Source organism: Vibrio sp. YT-18 (assembly GCF_033337345.1).
Lineage (GTDB): Bacteria > Pseudomonadota > Gammaproteobacteria > Enterobacterales > Vibrionaceae > Vibrio > Vibrio alginolyticus.
The window spans coordinates 1-1,080 of the sequence record NZ_JAWOQO010000246.1 but is presented as its reverse complement, the minus strand read 5'-3'; the positions used below and the strand labels follow the sequence as shown (position 1 = coordinate 1,080).

1 protein-coding gene is annotated in these 1,080 nt (G+C 40.5%); it reads left to right on the top strand.

Features of this window, described 5'->3' with window-relative positions:
• Nucleotides 1-646: 646 nt before the first annotated feature.
• Complete coding sequence (locus tag R7M72_RS25740) at nt 647-988, top strand: hypothetical protein (protein ID WP_318056547.1); 342 nt, start codon at nt 647-649, stop codon at nt 986-988.
• The last annotated feature ends 92 nt before the right edge of the window (nt 989-1,080 follow it).

The following is a 1,080-nucleotide window of genomic DNA, read 5'->3' as shown; positions in this document are numbered from 1 at the left end:
TATGTATCCTCTGAGCTTTCGGGCTCAGAGGGCAACGCCTGTTAAAAGTAAGCCTATTATTGATACAGCGTATTCGATAATGGTTGATTGTATGCTCATACCGTCACCTTTAGGTTTATATCTTACCTAGCTCTGCACTGCTTCCAATTTATCCTTTATAATCAATTACCTTTATTGCCCATCACTTGAGTTATTCAACGCTTCAACTACAAACATCTCAACTCAACTTCCCTCTTACAAATTTTTAAAGCCGAACTATAAGCGTAGCCAAAAGTAATCGACTTTGAGGAGAGATCTACGCGGTAAACGGAAGAATATTGGTCAGGAATCTTACTTTTTCAGGCCCAAGAACAACTTATGGTCGTATCTTTTTTTAACTACAAAATGTGCACATCAAAAGGCAAAGAACACTAAGGATTGAATAAATCAACAAACATTGATTGTGACGTAGACTAATTTATTTTGTTTGTCCTCTTCCCCTACCACCCCATATCATCCCCACCACAAACGCTCTTTGATATTTTTATTTGTAGTTCTGCCACCGACGTAAAAGTACGCCTTTTCATCCCACAATTTTGCTTTTACAACCGACCAGAACGTTCTGAGTCATTCAATGACTCAGCATCTATTCATGCAGGAATATATCGTGGATAAATATCAAGCGGCTTACGCAAAGCGTCTCTCAAAACTAAAAAGTGATAACAGTTCACCTCAGGCAATAGCTCGCCTGTGCGCTTGGGACTCGTTTTTTAACCAAGAGTTTGAACTTCAAGATCTTGAATATCAGATGGCCGATGTTGCGCGTCAGCGTTACGAGCAATCCAATGTAAAAAACGACATTTCGTTTAAAGCCTTCAAACGCGCCTTCTACAACGAATCCATCGAGATCTATAACTTGACCGATGGCGCAGCCATTCAAAAAGTCTTTACGCCATTAATTATGCTTGCCACCGCTTGGATTGTGTTTGTGTGCTCTGTTTCGAACTAAGCACGCAAATACACTCCAAGAGGGATGAGAATCATCATGCCTAAGATAACGTTACTTCTGCTGGCCACTACAATTGGTATTGGCATTACCGG